Source organism: Desulfosalsimonas propionicica (genome assembly GCF_013761005.1).
GTDB classification, from domain to species: Bacteria; Desulfobacterota; Desulfobacteria; order Desulfobacterales; family Desulfosalsimonadaceae; genus Desulfosalsimonas; species Desulfosalsimonas propionicica.
The window spans coordinates 72,168-88,784 of record NZ_JACDUS010000003.1 but is presented as its reverse complement, the minus strand read 5'-3'; the positions used below and the strand labels follow the sequence as shown (position 1 = coordinate 88,784).

General features: G+C 54.9%; 14 protein-coding genes. 10 read left to right on the top strand and 4 right to left on the bottom strand.

What is annotated here, in order from left to right; translation table 11 throughout:
• The first annotated feature begins 166 nt into the window (after positions 1–166).
• From HNR65_RS06405 to phoU, 4 genes are read left to right on the top strand one after another with little or no spacing between them, the layout of a single operon-like run.
• Positions 167–856, top strand: a complete 690-nt coding sequence (locus HNR65_RS06405; RefSeq protein WP_181550652.1) for a response regulator — start codon at positions 167–169, stop codon at positions 854–856.
• Entirely contained in the window at positions 857–2,695 is a 1,839-nt protein-coding gene (locus HNR65_RS06400; protein WP_181550651.1) for an ATP-binding protein, read from the top strand. It abuts the gene before it with no gap.
• Positions 2,692–3,453, top strand: coding sequence for a phosphate ABC transporter ATP-binding protein PstB (gene pstB, locus HNR65_RS06395; protein WP_181550650.1), 762 nt, complete (start codon positions 2,692–2,694; stop codon positions 3,451–3,453). Before HNR65_RS06400 ends, pstB begins: the two co-directional genes overlap by 4 nt.
• 12 nt (positions 3,454–3,465) lie before the next feature.
• Positions 3,466–4,173 carry a phosphate signaling complex protein PhoU gene (phoU, locus tag HNR65_RS06390; protein ID WP_181550649.1) on the top strand — a complete coding sequence of 236 codons (708 nt, stop codon included), beginning with the start codon at positions 3,466–3,468 and terminating at the stop codon, positions 4,171–4,173.
• 47 nt (positions 4,174–4,220) lie between these two features.
• Here the strand turns inward: phoU and HNR65_RS06385 are convergent, their stop codons facing one another.
• Both HNR65_RS06385 and argJ read right to left on the bottom strand, forming a co-directional pair.
• Positions 4,221–4,946 carry a pseudouridine synthase gene (locus tag HNR65_RS06385; RefSeq protein ID WP_181550648.1) on the bottom strand — a complete coding sequence of 242 codons (726 nt, stop codon included), beginning with the start codon at positions 4,944–4,946 and terminating at the stop codon, positions 4,221–4,223.
• A 2-nt stretch (positions 4,947–4,948) separates the two neighbouring features.
• Positions 4,949–6,127: a bifunctional glutamate N-acetyltransferase/amino-acid acetyltransferase ArgJ gene (gene argJ, locus HNR65_RS06380; protein ID WP_181550647.1), complete on the bottom strand. Its 1,179-nt coding sequence runs from the start codon at positions 6,125–6,127 to the stop codon at positions 4,949–4,951.
• Positions 6,128–6,181: 54 nt separating this feature from the next.
• Between argJ and truA the strand changes: the two genes are divergently transcribed.
• Positions 6,182–6,922 carry a tRNA pseudouridine(38-40) synthase TruA gene (truA, locus tag HNR65_RS06375; RefSeq protein WP_181550646.1) on the top strand — a complete coding sequence of 247 codons (741 nt, stop codon included), beginning with the start codon at positions 6,182–6,184 and terminating at the stop codon, positions 6,920–6,922.
• A 10-nt stretch (positions 6,923–6,932) separates the two neighbouring features.
• Here the strand turns inward: truA and HNR65_RS06370 are convergent, their stop codons facing one another.
• Both HNR65_RS06370 and HNR65_RS06365 read right to left on the bottom strand, forming a co-directional pair.
• Positions 6,933–8,768, bottom strand: a complete 1,836-nt coding sequence (locus HNR65_RS06370) for a chloride channel protein (RefSeq protein ID WP_332309017.1) — start codon at positions 8,766–8,768, stop codon at positions 6,933–6,935.
• 48 nt (positions 8,769–8,816) lie between these two features.
• On the bottom strand, positions 8,817–10,136 hold the full coding sequence (locus HNR65_RS06365) for an aminotransferase class I/II-fold pyridoxal phosphate-dependent enzyme (protein ID WP_181550645.1): 1,320 nt from the start codon (positions 10,134–10,136) through the stop codon (positions 8,817–8,819).
• Between the two features lie 916 nt (positions 10,137–11,052).
• On the opposite strand from HNR65_RS06365, the gene HNR65_RS06360 reads away from it, so the two are divergent.
• The 5 genes from HNR65_RS06360 to HNR65_RS06340 all read left to right on the top strand — a co-directional run bounded on the left by HNR65_RS06360 (position 11,053) and on the right by HNR65_RS06340 (position 16,605).
• The gene (locus tag HNR65_RS06360) at positions 11,053–11,256 is read left to right on the top strand and encodes a DUF6485 family protein (RefSeq protein WP_181550644.1); all 204 of its coding nucleotides are present in this window, start codon (positions 11,053–11,055) and stop codon (positions 11,254–11,256) included.
• Complete coding sequence (gene bioB / locus HNR65_RS06355; RefSeq protein WP_181550643.1) at positions 11,253–12,260, top strand: biotin synthase BioB; 1,008 nt, start codon at positions 11,253–11,255, stop codon at positions 12,258–12,260. The genes HNR65_RS06360 and bioB overlap by 4 nt, the downstream gene beginning before the upstream one ends.
• 93 nt (positions 12,261–12,353) lie before the next feature.
• Positions 12,354–14,156: a B12-binding domain-containing radical SAM protein gene (locus tag HNR65_RS06350; protein WP_181550642.1), complete on the top strand. Its 1,803-nt coding sequence runs from the start codon at positions 12,354–12,356 to the stop codon at positions 14,154–14,156.
• Positions 14,157–14,266: 110 nt separating this feature from the next.
• Positions 14,267–15,439 carry an acyl-CoA dehydrogenase family protein gene (locus HNR65_RS06345; RefSeq protein ID WP_181550641.1) on the top strand — a complete coding sequence of 391 codons (1,173 nt, stop codon included), beginning with the start codon at positions 14,267–14,269 and terminating at the stop codon, positions 15,437–15,439.
• 20 nt (positions 15,440–15,459) lie between these two features.
• Positions 15,460–16,605, top strand: a complete 1,146-nt coding sequence (locus HNR65_RS06340; protein ID WP_181550640.1) for an acyl-CoA dehydrogenase family protein — start codon at positions 15,460–15,462, stop codon at positions 16,603–16,605.
• The last annotated feature ends 12 nt before the right edge of the window (positions 16,606–16,617 follow it).

Sequence of the window (16,617 nt, the reverse complement as noted above, 5' to 3'; positions counted from 1 at the left end):
TCGGAAGCTTCTATAACCGACAACCAATAAAAAGATAACATATCGATTTTACTTAACACTTAATCACTTCAAACTTAAAACTATAAATGCCCTGTAAAAAAGACTTTTTACAGGCTTATCCATCTTATTCTGTAATTCACCGGTCACGGGCCTGAAAGTAAAAACCATGCAAGAGACCATACTGGTCATTGAAGATGACACCGACATTTTAAACCTGATCGCCTGGCATCTGGAACACGAGGGCTTCCGCGCCCTAAAGGAAAGCAGCGGGGATGAAGGCCTTGAAGCCGCCATCCGCGAACACCCCTGCATGGTGATCCTGGATCTGATGCTGCCCGGCACAGACGGCCTGGAAGTTTGCAAAACACTCAAACGCAATCAGGACACCCAAAACATACCGGTTATTATGCTTACAGCCAAAGGCGAGGAAGTAGACAGGATAGTGGGTTTTGAGCTGGGGGCGGACGACTACATTGTAAAGCCTTTTTCACCAAGGGAGCTTATGCTTCGCATAAAGGCTGTGCTAAGACGCCACGCCCCGCCGCAGGAGGCAGACGAAGAAAACCTTCTGCGTCACAAAGACATGGTACTGGAGCCTGAAAACTACAGGATCCGGATCGGGGACAGAGAGCTACACCTGACTGTAACGGAGTTCAACCTTCTGTTTGACCTGCTTAAAAACAGGGGGAGAGTCCGCTCAAGAGACATTCTGCTAGACCGGGTCTGGGGATATCAGTTCGAGGGCTATCACAGAACCGTTGACACGCATATAAGGCGGCTCAGACAGAAAATCGAGCCCTATGCCGACGACATTGAAACGGTCCGGGGCGTGGGCTACCGGTTCAGGGAAAATTAAATGAAATACATGAAGTTCAGAAACAGGCTTTTTCTGGCATTCTGCGCAGTGCTTGCCATTGCGGTTGTCCTGCCGGGCATTTACTTCTACACGGCCTTAAAAAGCGAAATTTTGAAGGAATCCAGGGAAAACGCCCTTGAACAGCTCGAATTTCTGGAATGGACGCTTAAAAAAGACGCCCCATTTGAAAACAACGAGCAACTGGACCGGTGGTGCGGCGCCATGGCCGAAAGGCTGGGCTATAGAATAACCGTTATAAAACCCGGCGGAAAAGTCATTGCCGACTCCTCGGTACGTTTTGACGAACTCAGATACATGGAAAACCACGCAGACAGGGAGGAGATCCTTGAGACCGGAAAAAGCGGGCAGCCGGCTGTAAGCATGCGCTATTCCGCCACGATCCGGCGCAACCTTATCTACGCGGCCAAGCAGATCCGTACGCCTGAAGAAAAACAACCCCTGTACCTTCGTGCCGCATACCCTGTCTCTTCTGTTGAGAACAGGCTCAATTCCTATACCCGGCGATTTTGGGCGGGAATGGCACTTATTGCGGCAGTGGCCTTCCTGGTAAGTCTGTATCTGGCAAGAAAACTGGAAAAACCCATACACAGGGTAATGGACAGGTTAAAGTCAGTCGCGTCCGGAGATTTTTCCCATCATTACATAATGGATTCAGGCCGGGAGTTCTACGATCTCTCTGTAACGCTCAACGAAACCGCTGACAGGATACACGAACAGATGGAGGTCATCTCAGAGCAGAACACTGAGATGGAGGCTATCGTTGAAAACATGCGCGAAGGTGTGATGCTCCTGGACCGGGCGGGCAGAATCAAAAGCATTAACCGGGCCATGGGAGATATCGCGGAATGCAGGCTTTCGTGCATAGGAAAACGCCCCCTGGAAGTTCTGCTCAACAGCGAAGTTCAGGAGGCATGCAACAGGATTCTTGGCGGTGAACAAGAATGCAGCCTTACCGTTTCGGCAGAAGACGAGCGCTATTACGAAGTCTATGCCCTGAAAATACCCGAAGGCGGGGCATTGATCGTTTTCTACGATATAAGCACTCACAGGCGCCTGGAAAAAATCCGGCGCGATTTTGTGGCAAATGTCTCTCATGAGTTAAAAACCCCGCTTACATCCATAAAGGGATATGTGGAAACCCTTGCATCCGGGGATTTTTCTCTGGACGCACAGGCGGAATCATTTCTTTTGACCATCAGAAAAAATACCGAGCAGATGACAACTATCGTAAACGACCTGCTGGCGTTAACCCGCCTGGAGGAAAGACCTGCGGGACTCAATCTTCTGCCCCTGGATGCAGCCGGTGTTTTTCAATCCGCCACGGAAATCTGCAAGCCCATGGCCGGAGAAAAACACATAAAACTCGAAAACAGCATAACCCCGCCGGTGATGGTAAAGGCTGATGAAGCGGCTTTAAACAGGGTGGTCAGAAACCTTCTGGACAACGCTGTACGATATTCGCCCTCCGGCGGTACCGTGGAAGTGTTCTGCGAAACAAAGGACCGGGAAATCATTTTCGGCATCCGGGATCAGGGTCCCGGGATTGCCGAACAGCACAAAGACAGGATATTTGAAAGATTCTACAGGATCGACAAGGAACGAAGCCGGACCACAGGCGGCACGGGTCTCGGTCTTTCCATATGTAAGCACGCGGTATCGGTTATGCACGGCCGGATATGGGTCCAAAGCCCGCCAGAGGGCGCGGACAGGGGAAGCGTGTTCTTTTTTACCCTTCCCAGGGCAGAACAGGGCCCGGAAGATGTAGACAGCAACACCGGTGGTTGCGGCAATAAACAAAAAGGACTGGACCAGACATGACGGAGCAGGCAAAATTTCAGGTAAACAGCCTTAATTTTTATTACGGGGATTTCAAAGCTCTTGAAGACATCAACCTGGAATTGCGGAAAAACCAGGTATCTGCATTGATCGGCCCCTCGGGGTGCGGAAAAAGTACTTTCCTAAGGTGCTTAAACCGCATGAACGACCTGATACCGGCAACCCGGGCCGAAGGCGAAATACTTCTTGACAGCGAAAATATTTACTCCCCCTCGGTGGACGTGGTCAGCCTGCGACGGCGGGTTGGCATGGTGTTTCAAAAGCCCAACCCTTTTCCGAAAACCGTTTTTGACAACGTGGCCTACGGCCTGCGGGTAAACGGCATAAAAGACAAACGTCTTTTAAGGGAAAAAGTTGAATGGAACCTCAAGCAGGCAGCCCTGTGGGACGAGATAAAAGACCGGCTCAACCAGTCGGCCCTGGGGCTTTCAGGAGGGCAGCAGCAGCGGCTCTGCATTGCCCGCGCCCTGGCGGTGGAACCCGAAGTTCTTCTCATGGACGAGCCCGCCTCGGCATTGGACCCGATCGCCACACAGAAGATCGAGGACCTGATCCATGAACTAAAGAAAAGATTCACCATCATAATCGTTACCCACAACATGCAGCAGGCGGCCCGGGTATCGGATATAACCGCGTTTTTCTACATGGGAAAGCTGATTGAGTCCGGAGATACGGAAACTTTGTTTACCCGGCCCGGCCTTAAACAGACCGAAGACTACATCACCGGACGGTTCGGATAACAAGGAGGATAGATGGAACGGCTGCATTTTCACCAGGAGCTTGAAAAGCTAAAAATAACAGTCTTAAACATGGCCGCCCATTGCCAGGATGCTTATGAAAGAGCCACCAGGGCCTATAAAAACCGGGATACCGAACTGGCCCAGGAAGTTATTGACGGAGACAAAAAAATAAACAGCATTGAACTGGAAGTGGACAAACAGTCCCTGCGCCTGCTTGCCCTGGAACAGCCCATGGCAAAGGATTTGCGCATGATCATCGGCAACATGAAAATCAGCAACGAGCTCGAACGCATAGCCGACCAGGCGGTAAATATCGCCGAGCGGACAATTTTTCTGTGCCAGCACCCCCCGCTTGAAAAGACATCAGCAATGGAAAGTCTTATTGAGACAAGCCGGCAAATGCTGAAGCAAGCCATCATGTCGTTTCGCGACATGGATGTGCAAACCGCACGGGAGATACGCAGGATGGATGACCAGGCAGACGAGTCCACCGTACAGGTACTAAAAAGCCTCATTGAACTCATTGTTGCCGACGCTCCGGCCATTGACAGCAGGCGCATCAAAACCCGCCGCTCCATCCAGACCATCATCATTTCGCGGTGCATGGAAAGAGTGGCGGATCTTTCCACCAACATCGGTGAACAGGTCATATTCATCGCCGAAGGGTTGAATATCAAGCACCAGGAACTGCGGGAAGAGGATCCGGGAAGTTCACAGTAATCGGTGGTCAGCAGTCAGTCTGCTGATCGCCGACCACTGACCACCGACTACAGGCCGCAGGAATTGAGCAACTTCCGCTGTTCTGCCTCTGTCAGGTGGCGCCACTGACCGGGTGGCAGATCCTTTAGCCAAACCGGGCCCATGCGGATTCTGTGCAGGCGGACCACCTTGCAGCCCACGGCCTCGGCCATGCGCCGGATCTGCCGGTTGCGGCCTTCCTGCAGGGTGATGTCAAAACTTTTTTCGCCATGGCGCAGTACCTCTGCCGGCCGGGTCATGCCGTCGGACAGCTTCACCCCGCAGCGCAGCTCATCGAGTTTTGCATCAGAAACCGGTCGGTCGACTGCCACCTCATATTGCTTTTCATGGTCAAATGACGGGTGGGCCAGGCGATGATGAATCCGGCCGTCGCTGGTGAGCAAAACCAGACCCGTGGAATCGCGATCCAGCCGGCCCACGGGAAAGACCCGCTGATCCACATCAACCAGATCCAGCACGATTTTCCGGCCCGGCTGGCTGCAGGAGCAGATATAGCCCGCAGGCTTGTTGAGCATGATATATACCTCCTGCCGGGCCGGGACAACGGGTTTGCCGGATACTTCCACCCGATCGGTATCCGGATCCACGGTGGTGCCCATTTGGGTAACCGTTTGCCCGTTTACCTGCACCAAGCCCTTTCGGATATAATCTTCCGCCCTCCGGCGGGAGCAGATACCGGCATCAGCCATAAACTTCTGGAGGCGGACCCGTTTTTTTTCCTCTTTGGGTGCCATGATCAGGACCGGTAATCCGCGTTGATTTTCACGTAATCCACGGAAAAATCACAGGTGAGCACCGCGGCCTGCTGCGAGCCGGATTTCACGTCAATGGTAACAACAAAGGTTTTTTTCCGCAGCACTTCAGTGGCCGCGGCCTCGGCCGTATCACCGCAGCCCATGCCCTTTTCCACAATTTTCACGTCATCAAACCAGATATCCACGGCGTCCGGGTCAAATTTTACCCCGGCCCGGCCCAGAGCCGCAATGATCCGGCCCCAGTTGGCGTCCTCGCCAAAAAAAGCGGTTTTCACCAGGCTGGAATTGGCCACGGTATCGGCCATCTGCCGGGCATTTTCCCGGGACTCTGCATTGATCACGGAAATTTCCACGCACTTGGTGGCCCCCTCCCCGTCTTCTACGATCATTCGGGCCAGTTTTCCCAGGACATTTTCCAGCAATTCAGCAAACGCCCGCAAATCCGCAGGCGTTTTTGCCTGCGCTCCGCTCTGGCCGTTTGCCAGCACCAGCACCGTGTCATTGGTGCTGGTATCTCCGTCTATTGTGATGCGGTTAAAAGAAGCCTCGTTTGCAGAAACCAGGGCCTGCTGCAGATCCACAGCCGCGATTTCAAGATCCGTGCACACAAAGCAAAGCATGGTGGCCATGTCCGGCCGGATCATGCCCGAGCCCTTGGCCATGGCCGCCAGGCTGTAGGTTTTTTCCCCCATCTGCCCCTGCCCGGAAACCAGTTTGGGCCGGGTATCTGTGGTCATAATGGCCTCGGCTGCCGCCTCAAACCCATCCGGAGAAAGCCCGCCCGCAAGACCGGGTACGGCAGCCCGGATTTTGTCCATGTTCAGGGGTTGGCCGATCACACCCGTGGAGGCGGCCATAACATGCGCATCATCAGCGTTGATGGCTTCTGCGGCCAGCCGGGTCATGGCGCGGGCATCTTCCATGCCCTGATCGCCGGTACAGCAGTTGGCATTGCCGCTGTTGACAATAATGGCCCGGCACACCCCGCTGCTCAGGCGCTGCTTGTCAAGGCGCACAGGTGCGGCCTGGACCCGGTTTTGGGTAAACACCCCGGCTGCGGCAGCAGGGGGATCCGAGACAATCAGGGCCAGGTCCTTTTTTCCGTTTTTCTTTAACCCCGCACATACGGCTGCCGCGCGAAATCCCTTAACCATTGGCATCGCTCCTTCTATATCCCTTGCAATCCGGTTTGATCCGGATTAGAAATTGTTTTTATGCAGACCTTCAAACTCATTGTGGAATACGACGGCACGGATTTCAACGGCTGGCAGATCCAGAAAACCGGTCGCACCATCCAGGGCCAAATTGAAAAAGCCCTTTTTACCATGACCCGCCAGCCCGTCCGGGTCACGGGATCGGGCCGGACAGATGCAGGGGTGCACGCCCTGGGCCAAAGCGCCCATTTCCGCTGCCAGACCCGCCTCACGCCGGATGCTTTTTTCTCCGGGCTAAACAGCCTGCTGCCCGAAGACATTGTCATCCGTTCCTGCACCCGCGAATCAGAGACCTTTCACGCCCGCTATGATGTCAGGCAGAAAACCTATCGTTACTATATCTTAAACCGCCCCCTGGCCCCGGCCATCGGCCGGCAGTATGCCTGGCACATTGCAAAACCCATAGACATTAAAGCCATGGTGCAGGCCGCCCGGCATGTCAAAGGCACCCATGATTTTGGCGCATTTGAAAACACCGGCAGCCCCAGATCCCACAGCATCCGGACAATTTCTACGGCCCGGTTTCTTACAGATGCCAAAGACCCGCAGATCATCTTTGAAATCACCGCAAACGGATTTCTCCGCTACATGGTCAGAAACATCCTGGGTACCCTGGTTGAAACGGGCCTGGGGCGAATGACCCCGGAAGAAATGCCGGCCATCCTGGATTCCAAAGACCGCAGCCACGCCGGTGCCACGGCCCCGGCCCACGGCCTGTTTCTTGTAGACGTGGAATACTAAAAAAATGGCTTCATGCCCCCTGCGGTCCCAGTTCTCCGGCCTTTAAGCGCTGCACCTGCCGGTTGTAGAAGGCAATCACATCCCTTCTGTCAAGCATGCCCAGCAGTACATGCGCGTCTTCCTCGGAAACCACTGGCAGGCTGTCAATGTTTTTGGTGGTCATCTTTTGCAGCACGGTATTTAAATCTTCGGAAGCCGTGGTGGCCACCACGGTGGAGGTGGCAATATCGCGCATGACCACCAGGTGCTCGATTTCCGGGGAAAACAAAACCCCCCGGATGTCCGTGCTTGAAAAAATCCCCCTCATACGGTTTTCCTCGTCCATGACCGGAAAATAATGCTGCTTTGTCTGGGAAAAAAACACCTTGAACTGTTGAAACGGCATGTGCTCGGGAATGGTGGGGACCTTTCGCACCAGGTGCATCAGATCCCGCACCTTGATCAACTGGAGCACGTCCACCATGAATTCTCCGGCATGGGCCGGCGATGCCACCCGGTTTTTGACCTGCTTGCGGTAAATGCTCCAGCGCCGGGATGTCACATAGCAGATGGAGCAGACAAACAGGCTGGGCAGAAGGAGTTCATAGGAATTGGTCATCTCGCTGACAAAAATAATGGTGGAAATGGGCGCGTTGGACACGGCCGTGAAAAACCCCGCCATGCCCACCACCACAAAAGCACCTGGGCTGGTGACAACACCGGGGATCAGCTGGTGAAACAGTTTTCCCACCACTCCGCCCATGGCCCCGCCAATGACCACTGAAGGCCCGAACACGCCCCCGCTGCCCCCGGAGCCGATGGTAAAGGAGGTGGTGAGGATCTTTCCCAGGGCCAGGGCCAGCAAAACAGAGATGGCCAGTTCATTGAAAATGGCCTGCTGTGCGTAACCATAGCCAAACGCCAGGGTGGAGGGCAGGTAAAATCCGACCATGCCGGTTAGCATCCCGCCGATGGCCGGCTTGACATGATTGGGAATCCGGATTTTCTTAAACAGATCCGTAACCCCGTAAAAGGATGTGACATAGCAGAGGCTCAAAACCGACAGCACCAGGGCCAGAACAATATAGGGACCGAGTTCCAGGGGGTTCTGGAACCTGAATTCGGGCGAATCAAACAGGGTGCCCCAGCCGAATACCAGGGAGAACAGGCAATAGGCCACCACCGAGGAAATTCCGGCCGGGATGATGACCTCGGATTCAAAATCCGGGTCGCTGTAAAGCACTTCCGAGGCAAACAGCGCCCCTGCCAGCGGTGCCCGGAAAATACTGCCCACCCCTGCGCCGATGCCTGCGGCCAGCATGATTCGGCGCTCGCGCTCCGACAGCTTGAGTTTGGTGGCCATAAAAGAGCCGAAACCCGCCCCGATCTGTGCAATGGGCCCTTCCCTTCCGCCGGAACCGCCGGTGGTCAGGGTAATGGCCGAGGCAATCGTTTTGACAATCGGTACCCGGGAGCGCATGAACCCGCCCTTCTGGTGATAGGCCTCAATAGCTGCATCCGTGCCGTGGCCTTCGGCCTCCGGGGCAAACCGGTAAACGATCCAGCCGCTTAACAATCCGCCGACAGCCGGCAGAAACAAAAGAATCCAGCGATTGAACACCGTGGCGGTAGGCGGCAGGATATGTCCTTCCCCGGCCGGCTGCGGGGGGCGGTAACCGGCCATCCAGTCCATGAACACATGGGCTCCGAGCTGGCACAGATACTGGAAAATAATGGAGCCGGTGCCGGCAATAATGCCGATGAGAACAAAAAAAAGGCTCCACTTGCCCGCCCGGGCAAGGTTGACAGACCGGATCCGCTGCTTTAGCAAAACCGCCAGTTGATGAATACGATGCTGCTGTGCCACGCTATCTTCTTTCCGGCATATGCGGCCGTGCAAACAAACCGGCCCGGATTATCCCGTATCCCGGGTCAAATCCGCAATTCCCTGATGCACAATGTCAAACAGGGTGCGGATATCATCTTTTTCCAGACAGGAAAAGGCCACCCGCAGATCGTATCTGCCCAGTGCAATCAGCCCCACCCCGTAGTGATCAAGCAGGTGCACCCGCAATGTTTCCGCCTCCACGGTCTTTAACCGGATGCACATGAAATAACCGGAGTTAAAGGGATAAACATCCCAGGCAGAATCATATTTGGGATCTGCCAGTACCTGTTTCACGGTTTCGGCCCGGGCCCGGAGCAGTTCGTATCTGTCATGCTTTTCCGCCTGGTAATTTTCATCCTGCATGGATTTTACCACAATGGACTGGCTCAAATGCGAGGCATTGGAAATATTGCCGCGCACGCACCCGGCGGTTTTGCGCTCAAGGACGTCAAAGACCTCTGCGGCATCACCGTCAATGACCGCCCCGTAAGTGATAAAGCCCACCCGCAGGCCCCAGACATAATTTTCCTTGGTGGCCCCGTCGAGCTTGACGGCCAGCAGGCGGGGATGGCATCCGCACAGCCGGGAAAAGATCGATTCCTTTAAAATTCCGTCCTCGTAAAACAAGCCGAAATAGGCGTCATCGCAGACAACAATGACATTGGTGCCGGCCCCGGCCAGTTCGGTGAGCACGGCCACCACCTGATCGGCTTCTGTTTCCGTGAGGGTATAGCCCGTGGGATTGTGGGGGAAATTGAGCAGCACGGTGATTTTCTGGTTTTCCCGGGCCTCCTTTTTCAGGCAGTCGGCCAGGGCCTCCACGTTATAGCCGCCTGTTTCGGTAAAAATCGGGTATTGGGAGATGCGCGCCTTTTTTCTCACCCCGAAAATCATATTGTAATTGCCCCACATCATCTCGGGCAAAACAATCACATCACCCGGATCTGTCCACACATCGGCAAAAATGCTGATGGCATGGGTAATCCCGTTTGTCACCACGGGCAGGCTCACGGTTTTGCCGGCAAGCGACGGATTTTTCTCATATATTTCCTTCTGCCAGGTGCTTCGCAGCTGCGGTATGCCAAAGGAGGGGGCGTAGGTCACGGACTGCTCAGGTGCCAGGCCGGCAACCGAGCGCATCACCGAAGGCAGCACCATGGCGCTGTCGCCTTGTCTGGCAATACCGATGGTGGCATTCAAACGCGTGGCCTTCTGTTTGGCCTCTGCACTCTGGGAAAGGATCCCTTTTGGAAAAAACAGCTCCCTGCCCACGCTGGAAAGCATTTCCATCAAATGGGCGTTGCCCTGCTCAATTATTTCATTTAACTGTGCTGCAATTGGATTCATTGTATCTGCCCTTTACTGCCATGTTCACTTCGCCCGCAGCCGAAAACGGCCGCCCATCAACGCTTTTAAAAAAACATAACCTATAATTTTTTCTTTTTTTCCAAAAATTGTCAAGCGTTATTACAAGTGCTGTCCAGGCTGACAGAACCGGCTTTTAAACAACCTCAAAACCGGCACAGGCCTGATTGTCACTGCAGCCCCGTCGCATGTGCCCTGAAGCCGGTCCGACCCTGGCGTTCGCGCACTCGGGCCGGGCAGTTCTAAGGCTTGCTTCGCTGCGGCCGAAGTAATTCGGCCGCGGCCGCTCCGCTTCGCCAAGAACTGCTGGCCGGCCCAACGTGCAATGCGCCCGCCAGGGTCGGACCGGCTTCAGGGCACATGGAGAAACCCTTCGTCAGTTCCCAAAAAAATTGAACAGGAAGATTTCGAAGGCAGCTGGCCATGGGGCCGGACAGGGGGGGGTTGCGAGTCGCATTGAGCGCGAAAGCGGTCAGCAGGGAGCAAACCGCCACCTGCCCGGCCCCATGCGAAAACCGCAAAAAACTGTTTATCCTGCTGCAACGGTATTCTTGCAGAAAAAAAAATCATAAACGCCCTGGCTGATCGGCTGCACGAAAAAGCAAGTTTCCTCGCTTCAGGAGCCTCCTGGAGCCTCAATTTCCGCTCGGAAACCCGCTTTTCCGCGCCGCCGTCAGGGCAAAGCAGTGCAATTTCGGTATAACGTAAAAAAGGGAGTTCCCTGGAAAATGCCTGCCGCCGGGCTAAAAAAAATCATCCGGGAATTGTCAAATCCATGGCTATACCATTGTGCCGCAACAAACATTTCTGGTATAGATGACGTTTTCACTGTGCTGAAATCCTGCTACAAAGAACAGCAGAATATCAGGAACCCGAATCATTCAGGGAGGCATGACCCATGGAATGCAAACAGGAACAAAACCTTTCCGGCTGCAACTGCACATATGAACCCTGCCAGCGCAAGGGAATCTGCTGTGAATGCATCGCATATCATCTCAAAAGCCGCCAGCTGCCGGCCTGCTGTTTTCCGGCAGAGGCCGAGGCCACCTATGACCGCTCCTTTGCCCATTTTGCCAAACTGGTCCAGGCGGGCAAAATATGAAAACCCCGGCTGATACATCCAATGCCTGCAGCACGGCGGATCTGACAGAAAAAATCCTGTCCGATCCGCCCGCCGGGATCAGTGAAGACCAGGCGCTCCAACTGGCCGGGGCAGACGGGGCAGCGTTCATGGACCTGATTTGGGCGGCCGACCGGGTACGCAGGCATTTCAAGGGAAACGAGATTTTCACCTGCTCCATCATTAATGCCAAATCCGGCAAATGCTCCCAGGATTGTGCATTCTGCGCCCAGTCCGGTCACCATGACACCGGGGTGGACACCTATCCCCTGATGTCGGAAAAAGAAATGATAACGCGCGCCCTGGAAATGGAAGACGCGCAAATGACCCATTTCTCAATGGTCACCAGCGGGCTTTTTCTTTCAGACCAGGAAATTGACACCATCTGCCGGGCTGCGGAAACAATCGGCTCGCGCACGCATTTGACCCTGTGCGGATCCCTGGGAATGCTCACCCAAAAACAGGCGCAGCTGCTCAGGCAAAGCGGTATCCGCAACTATCACCACAACCTGGAAACCGCGCGCAGCCATTTCAGACAGGTCTGCACCACCCATGAATACGATGCAGACATTGAATCCATACGGGCTGCGGCAAACACCGGACTTGCCGTTTGTGCCGGGGGCATTATGGGCCTTGGCGAAACCCGGGCCCAAAGAATTGAGCTGGCCGTAACCCTCCGGGAAATCGGGGTTGAGAAAATCCCCTTAAACTTCATCAATCCCATTGCCGGGACCAGAATGGCTGACCAGCCCCTTTTGTCCGTGGCAGAAGCCCTGAAAACCATCGCCCTGTTCCGGCTGATCAATCCGGAAAAAGACATCACCATCTGCGGAGGCCGGCATGTCACCCTGGGCGATTTTCAGTCCTGGATATTTGCTGCCGGCGCCAACGGGATCATGACCGGCAATTACCTGACCACAACCGGACGAGATATTGCACAGGACGTAAAAATGATTCATCAATGGCAGCAAATGCAAGGGCAATAGCCAAAGGGGGGACTTGTCAAAAGGGGGGCAAATGGTTATGATCAACAAATAAAGGAAGTTTCATTTAAACCCCATCTTAACAAGGAACACCCCATGGCCACTCATCAAAACATCCTGCTGGTTTATCCGGAAGTGCCCTCCAACACCTATTGGAGCTATAAACACGCCCTTGGCTTTATCAAGAAAAAAAGCGCCATGCCGCCTTTGGGCCTTTTGACCATCGCCGCGCTGTTTCCGGCAGACCGGGAGCTGAAACTGGTGGATTTAAATGTCGGCCCCCTGGACGACAACCTGCTGCAATGGGCGGATGCGGTGTTTGTCTCTGCCATGATCGTGCAGAAACAATCCATGGAGCAAGTGGTGGCGCGGTGCAACCAGATTGGCAAAACCGTGGTTATCGGAGGCCCCTATGCCACCAACTCCTGGCAGGAAATCAGCGGGGCAGACCATATCCTTCGCGGCGAAGTCGATGAAACCCTGTGCGACTTTCTGGCTGAACTCGACTCCGGAACAGCCGCGGCTGTTTATGACATGCCCCCGCATCCGGATATCTCCCGGCTGCCGGCGCCCCGGTTTGACCTGCTCGATATTGGCGCTTATGGCTCCATGTCCATCCAGTATTCCCGGGGATGTCCCTTTCACTGTGAATTTTGCGACATCTGGACCGTCTATGGCAACAAACCCCGGCTCAAAGACGCCCAAAGCCTGACCGCAGAACTCGATGCGCTGTATTCCATGGGATGGGAAGGGGCCGTGTTTCTGGTGGATGACAACTTTATCGGCAACAAGCGCCGGGTCAAAAAGGAACTGCTGCCGGCCCTGATCCAATGGCAGCAGGACCGGGACTATCCCTTTCATTTCTATACCGAGGCCAGCATCAACCTCGCCGATGACCCTGACCTGATGACCGGCATGCGAGAAGCCGGGTTTAACTCCGTGTTTATCGGCATTGAAACCCCGGATCCGCAATCCCTGGCTGAAACCGGAAAGACCCAGAACCTCAAATCCGACATGGAAGCCGCGGTACGCACCATTCAGCAAAACGGCCTGGAGGTGCTGGCCGGATTTATCCTTGGATTTGACAATGACACGCCGGCCATCTTTGATCAGCAGATCCGGTTTATCCAGGAAAATGCCATCCCCCAGGCCATGATCGGGCTGTTAAACGCCCTTCCGGGAACGCGCCTGTATCAGCGCCTGGAAGCCGAGGGCCGGATTTTATCCCAGTCAGCCGGCAACAACACCCACAGTATGCAGGCCAATTTTAAAACCGTGATGGATCCCCAGACCCTGCGCCAGGGCTACAGGAAAATTTTAAAGCATCTTTACGGCTTCCGGCTGAAAAACTATTTTGCCCGATGCAGCCACCTGCTCGACCGCATCGAGCAAAGGCAGTATTACCAGCGCAAGGTGCGGGCCGCGGACCTCAAAATTTTTTTCCGCTCCCTTTGCCGGCAGCCCTTTACGGCTTACGGGTTTCACTACATCAAATTTCTGGTGCGAAATGCGTTTAAAAACCGGGACCTGTTTGCAGAGGCCGTCACCTATTCCATCTACGGGCACCACTACCACACCATTACCCGCCAAACCCTGAAAAAGGAAAAAATTGCGGATGTGCTGGACAAAAAATACCGCAAATTCACCAAAAAGGTGAATCACTGCTCCACGGCCGTGCAAAACAGCTCGGAAGACCAGCTAAACGCCCTGAAAAAACTCTGGAACACCCGCATGCGGTATCTCAAGCAGATGCAGCACAAGATCAACAAGCTCAACACAGATTACCAGGACGAACTGCGGCGGAGGTATCTGGAACTATCGGCCCAAATGCGCGACATGCTGGCCAGCCTTGAAATCCGAACATTGTCATCCCCGGATCCCGGCGACAGGCGCCGGTAACTCTCTCAGCGCACAGGCAGATAAAAATTCCTTGACTTTTTGAGGCGGTTTTTTTTATTGTTTATCCATCATTTGCTGGAAGCATTTATTTGATTTTCAGGGAGCCGGATATGCACTTTGAACTCGACAAATCACACAAGGAAATCCAGAAGGCGGTCCGGGAATTTGTCCGGGCACAGTTTGACAGGGAAATGATCATTGAATCCCTGAAAACCGGCGATCTGCCCGCCGGTGTACGGAAAAAGGCCGCACAGCTCGGGTTTTCCGGTATTCACATCCCTGATGAATATGACGGGGGCGGCATGGGTCTTTTCGAGTACGTGCTGGCTGCAGAGCAGATGTGCAGAAAAGATGCCTCTGCAGGCATGGCCCTGATGCTGTCGGGTTTTGGCGCAGAATGCCTGTTTGATCCTGGCCGGAAAAATCTGGCGGAAAAATACCTGCCTCCCGTGGCCGGCGGAAAGATGCGCGCTGGTGCAGCCCTGTTTGAACCGGGGGCAGGCGCGGATATCTCCGGCACACAGACAACCGCCGCTGCCAGCGGAGATCACTGGATTATCAACGGCAACAAGGCATACGTGCCAAACGGAACAAGAGCCGGGTTTTACGTGGTCCTGTGCGCCACCCGCGAAGATGCAGACCCGTCAGACAGCGCCATTAACACCGGCGACCGACAATCCCTGATCATCGTGGATGCTGATACCCCGGGCGTCACCGCGGAATCGGCCGGCCCGACCCTTGGCGCGGGCATGGTGGATTTCGCCCATGTTGGTTTTCAAAACGCAGCCGTTTCCGTAAAAAACATAATCGGCAGCCCCGGCCAGGGCCTGGGCCGGAGTCTGTCGTTTTTGAATCAGGCCCGGATCCAGGCTGCTGCCATGGCCCTGGGCACCGGTCAGGGCGCCTTTGACCGGGCCCTGGATTACACGCGCCAGCGCAGTCAGTTCGGCAAAAAACTGGCCCAATTCCAGGTGACCCGGCACAAGCTGGCAGACATGGCCGCCGGCCTGGAATCGGCCCGATTAAGCGTCTATCAGGCGGCCAAAGCCTTTGATGAAGGCACCTGCGATGCCAAAACCGCGGCGGCAGCCAAGCTAACGGCCGCCAATGCCGCCATGACCGCTGCCGATGAGGCCGTACAATTGCTCGGGGGATACGGATACATGACCGAATACGAAGTGGAGCATTTCTACCGGGACGCCAAAACCCTGGAAATCTTTCTGGGCAGCCCCGCAGTGCTAAAAGACGTGATTGCCGGCGGGCTTATCGGCAAACTCAGGTAATGCAGAAAGGATCAGGGGCCATGGAAATACTTGCCTACACCGACGACCATCACGGGTTCCGCAGCCGGATGCGCGCCTTTCTGGAAAAAGAAATCACGCCCTGGACCCATCAGTGGGAAGCCGATCACATCACCCCCAAATGGGCCTGGCAGAAACTGGGCCGGGCCGGATTTCTGTGCACGGGTGTTTCGCCTGAATACGGGGGCATGGGCGGCGATTTTCTCTATTCCGTGATTGCAGCCGAGGAAATGGCCAAAACCAACCACACGGGCCTGGCCTCGGCCCTGCATTCAGACGTGGTGGTACCCTATATCCAGGCCTTTGGCAGCGAGGAACAGAAGAAAAAATATCTGCCCGGCTGCGTTTCCGGCGACATTATTGCCGCGGTTGCCATGACTGAGCCGGATGCCGGCAGCGACCTGGCCTCCATGACCACCACCGCAGCGCAGAAAAACGGGGAAATCGAGCTAAACGGGGCCAAAACCTTTATCTCAAACGGCATCAACGCAGGTCTGGTCATTGTGGCGGCAAAGGACCCGGACGAACCCAACCCTTACAATGCCCTGTCCCTCTATATTGTCGAGGACGGCACCCCGGGTTTCAAGCGGGGCCGGCATTTGGAAAAAATGGGATTTCACAGCCAGGATACTGCTGAACTGTTTTTCACCAACTGCCGGATCCCGGGGCAAAACCGACTGGGGCAAAAGGGGGCGGGCTTTGGCATGCTCATGGAAAAGCTCCAGCAGGAGCGGCTGGTCACCTCCATCTGCGCCCAGGCGGCAGCCGAACTGATCCTGGAAATCACCACGGATTTCTGCAAAAACACCACGGACCGGAACCAGAAACCTTTGTCCAAAAGCCAGGCCACCCAATTTGCCATCGTGGAGATGACAACAGAAGTCAAACTGGGCCGGACGTTTCTCGACAAGCTCATTGCCGGTCACATGGCAGGCGAGCAGGCCATCGTGGACACTTCCATGGCCAAGTACTGGATCACGGATATGGCCAAGCGTATCTCCCGGCGCTGCACGGATCTGTTCGGCGACTACGGTTTCTGCGAGGCCTGCCCCATTGTCCGGGCTTTCCGGGACGTTCGGGTCATGCCCGTTTTTGCCGGCACAAATGAAATCATGAAAAACATTGCCGCCAAGTTCATGGGGCTTTGACCCGAAGGCCGC

What these genes read in the sequence shown, in the direction of transcription:
- HNR65_RS06405 (WP_181550652.1), top strand. Translation starts at nt 167, where the DNA reads ATGCAAGAGACCATACTGGTCATTGAAGATGACACCGACATTTTAAAC.
- HNR65_RS06400 (WP_181550651.1), top strand. Translation starts at nt 857, where the DNA reads ATGAAATACATGAAGTTCAGAAACAGGCTTTTTCTGGCATTCTGCGCA.
- pstB (WP_181550650.1), top strand. Translation starts at nt 2,692, where the DNA reads ATGACGGAGCAGGCAAAATTTCAGGTAAACAGCCTTAATTTTTATTAC.
- phoU (WP_181550649.1), top strand. Translation starts at nt 3,466, where the DNA reads ATGGAACGGCTGCATTTTCACCAGGAGCTTGAAAAGCTAAAAATAACA.
- HNR65_RS06385 (WP_181550648.1), bottom strand. Translation starts at nt 4,946, where the DNA reads ATGGCACCCAAAGAGGAAAAAAAACGGGTCCGCCTCCAGAAGTTTATG.
- argJ (WP_181550647.1), bottom strand. Translation starts at nt 6,127, where the DNA reads ATGCCAATGGTTAAGGGATTTCGCGCGGCAGCCGTATGTGCGGGGTTA.
- truA (WP_181550646.1), top strand. Translation starts at nt 6,182, where the DNA reads ATGCAGACCTTCAAACTCATTGTGGAATACGACGGCACGGATTTCAAC.
- HNR65_RS06365 (WP_181550645.1), bottom strand. Translation starts at nt 10,136, where the DNA reads ATGAATCCAATTGCAGCACAGTTAAATGAAATAATTGAGCAGGGCAAC.
- HNR65_RS06360 (WP_181550644.1), top strand. Translation starts at nt 11,053, where the DNA reads ATGGAATGCAAACAGGAACAAAACCTTTCCGGCTGCAACTGCACATAT.
- bioB (WP_181550643.1), top strand. Translation starts at nt 11,253, where the DNA reads ATGAAAACCCCGGCTGATACATCCAATGCCTGCAGCACGGCGGATCTG.
- HNR65_RS06350 (WP_181550642.1), top strand. Translation starts at nt 12,354, where the DNA reads ATGGCCACTCATCAAAACATCCTGCTGGTTTATCCGGAAGTGCCCTCC.
- HNR65_RS06345 (WP_181550641.1), top strand. Translation starts at nt 14,267, where the DNA reads ATGCACTTTGAACTCGACAAATCACACAAGGAAATCCAGAAGGCGGTC.
- HNR65_RS06340 (WP_181550640.1), top strand. Translation starts at nt 15,460, where the DNA reads ATGGAAATACTTGCCTACACCGACGACCATCACGGGTTCCGCAGCCGG.